Genomic DNA, 2,666 nt, shown 5'->3' with positions numbered 1-2,666 from the left:
GGGGGACAACAAGGTCCCCCACTTATTTATATGTTTAGATTACTTATTATGACTTAAAACATGATTCATCTGTGAAGGACCTTTCTAAATTCTTTTAACAATGATATTATATACAAGTTTTTATTTTTTAAATAAGGTTCTAAAGCTCTAATGAAACTGGTATAGATTTGAAAACACTCGTTTTATAGGTAGAGTTATAATATAAAATAACTAGATTATATTTACCCGACTCCCAAGATTTAGCATTATTTATACTATTTCCCTGATTATCTTTTTCAGCTCCAATTACAATACTATCTCCTGTCCAAGATCCATTTATATTTTGAAGGGTTGAAATCTTGGAAGCTGGTCCTAAACCTTTATGTTCTACCTTTGAAATAATAATGGCTTTGCTTAAATCCAATTGTGCTACTGTCTCAGGAGAATGGTTTAGTTTATCTTTAATAAGTACTGTATATAATATACCATCTCCTTGAATTTGCTTAATTTGAGTACGTCCTATAAACACATCGCCTTTTTTAAATTTTAATGGATTTTCATTATAAGTACCCATATAATAAATCATGGTATCATTTCTAAATATCATATCTCTATCCACAATAGGATCCACAGCTGTACTATTTGCATCTATAATCGTAAAATCCTCTTTTAACTCGAAAACTGAACCATTTTGATCATGTACAGTAAATACAAAATCATAAAGACCTTCAGGAGCATTCTCTGGAATTGTAAAATGCTTATGTACATTAGTATTTCGATGATCTTTAAACTCATCCCAAACAAGTTCTAACTGCCATTTACTTGAATAGGTTTGCTCCTTTTTAGGAAGAATAGCTACTTTGATTAAACCTATTTTACTTGCTGCCACAACATCTACATTAAAATGGAAATCTCTACCCCTTATGGCCTTTTTATTATTGGCATATCCTATTTCAAGATTTTCAATTGTTGGCTTTTTTAATTCTTGATAATTATCATCATTACTACAACTAAAAAATAAAACAGCTAATATTATGCAAACAAGACAAATAATCTTACTAATTTTTTCTTTTTTCATAATGTCTAATTATTAGGTTAAATCATACTTACTTTTATCATTATATATATTGAGGAAATGGATCACTAAAGGCAATGTTTTCTTTAAATAAAACTTGCTCATCCTCTTGCAATAAACACCTTTGAAGCTCTGTAATAATTTCTTGCTTATTTATATGGTGTCCTATAAAAACCAATTCATTTAATCGATCCGCCCATACTGGGTGCCAATGAGATTCTATTAAATCTTGGTTATATACAAAATCAGGGTTTTCTATTCTTTGATTAAAGGGAATACTACACCACCAAACTCCAGCCATTTCTAACCTAGAAGAACCTCCTGCTTGTGAAAAATTAAGTGCTTGATTAGGCCTACTTGCAATCCAAAAAAGCCCCTTAGCACGTATTAGATTAGTCGGATAGTTCTCATTTAAATATCCCCATAATCGCTCAGGATGAAAAGGTCTTGGATCTTTAAACACAAAGGAACTAATCCCATACTCTTCTGTTTCTGGAGTATGAAAGTCTTTCTCTAATTCTAATTGCCAACCTTTAGATAATTGAGCTTGCTCAAAATCAAATAATTTCGTGTTTAACACCTCATCTGGATTTACTTTTCCGAATTCTGACTTTATAATCTTCGCTTCTGGATTCAAAGTATGCAGAACAGTTTGAAGAAAATTTAAACTATTCTCTTCTACTAAATCTGTTTTATTTAAGACAATTACATCCGCGAACTCTATTTGGTCTGTTAGAAGATTTACAACTGTTCTATAATCTTCTTTTATATCTGTAAGTTCTCTATCTTTTAAAAGATCAATTGTACTAAAATCTTTAAAGAAATTATAAGAATCAACCACAGTAACCATTGTATCTATATAACTAAACTCAGAAAGGTCAATACCTGATTCTTGATCTACAAAAGAAAAAGTTTGAGCCACGGGAATTGGTTCACTAATACCTGTACTTTCAATAAGTAAATAATCAAATCTATTTTCTTTGGCTAGCTTTTCAACCTCTTCAATTAAATCCTCTCTAAGTGTGCAGCATATACAACCATTGCTTAGCTCAACAAGCTTTTCATCTGTCCTTGATAAAATATTTTGATTATCAACCAAGCGAGCATCAATATTAACTTCACTCATATCATTGACAATAACAGCAACTTTTAATCCCTGTTTGTTGTGTAAAATATGATTGAGTAATGTTGTTTTACCTGCTCCAAGAAAACCGCTTAACACAGTTACTGGTAACTTTTTTCTCATTCTTTTTCTTATTTAAATTTTCAAACTAAACCACTTAATTAACCACTTACAGTGTAAGTAATTAGAAATTATCAGTATATCAATGCAGATTAATTAGTTTCATAAAACTAAAACTTGAATTATTATATTTCTGCATTGTTATACCTGATAAATACAATTAAAAATTAATAAAATATATAGCTTCGCATGAATTAGCCCAAAACAGACCCATGAAAGATTAAAGCACAGTTATAAATTTCTATTTATATCATATTCAATTGATCTACTTTTACACATTAAATAAATGACTGAAAGCCAGATATAACTTTCAGCCATTTACAAACCAATTAATAAGCTTAATATTAACTACCACGTGCTGTATAAACA

General features: G+C 29.9%; 2 protein-coding genes. Both read right to left on the bottom strand.

The genetic code is table 11. From position 1 onward, the window contains the following. Positions 1–139 precede the first annotated feature (139 nt). Entirely contained in the window at positions 140–1,057 is a 918-nt protein-coding gene (locus tag GOQ24_RS11930) for a DUF4625 domain-containing protein (RefSeq protein ID WP_006256866.1), read from the bottom strand. A gap of 40 nt (positions 1,058–1,097) precedes the next feature. Continuing rightward, positions 1,098–2,300, bottom strand: a complete 1,203-nt coding sequence (locus GOQ24_RS11925; RefSeq protein ID WP_160339784.1) for a GTP-binding protein — start codon at positions 2,298–2,300, stop codon at positions 1,098–1,100. Between the last annotated feature and the right edge of the window lie 366 nt (positions 2,301–2,666).

The sequence above is a fragment of the Myroides sp. LoEW2-1 genome (assembly GCF_009767705.1).
Lineage (GTDB): Bacteria > Bacteroidota > Bacteroidia > Flavobacteriales > Flavobacteriaceae > Flavobacterium > Flavobacterium album_A.
Note: the sequence above shows the minus strand (reverse complement) of the source record. Positions and strands in the feature narration are given on the sequence as shown.

Bases quoted from the DNA above. Each gene is read 5' to 3' on its own strand.
- GOQ24_RS11930 (WP_006256866.1), bottom strand. From the start codon at position 1,057: ATGAAAAAAGAAAAAATTAGTAAGATTATTTGTCTTGTTTGCATAATA.
- GOQ24_RS11925 (WP_160339784.1), bottom strand. From the start codon at position 2,300: ATGAGAAAAAAGTTACCAGTAACTGTGTTAAGCGGTTTTCTTGGAGCA.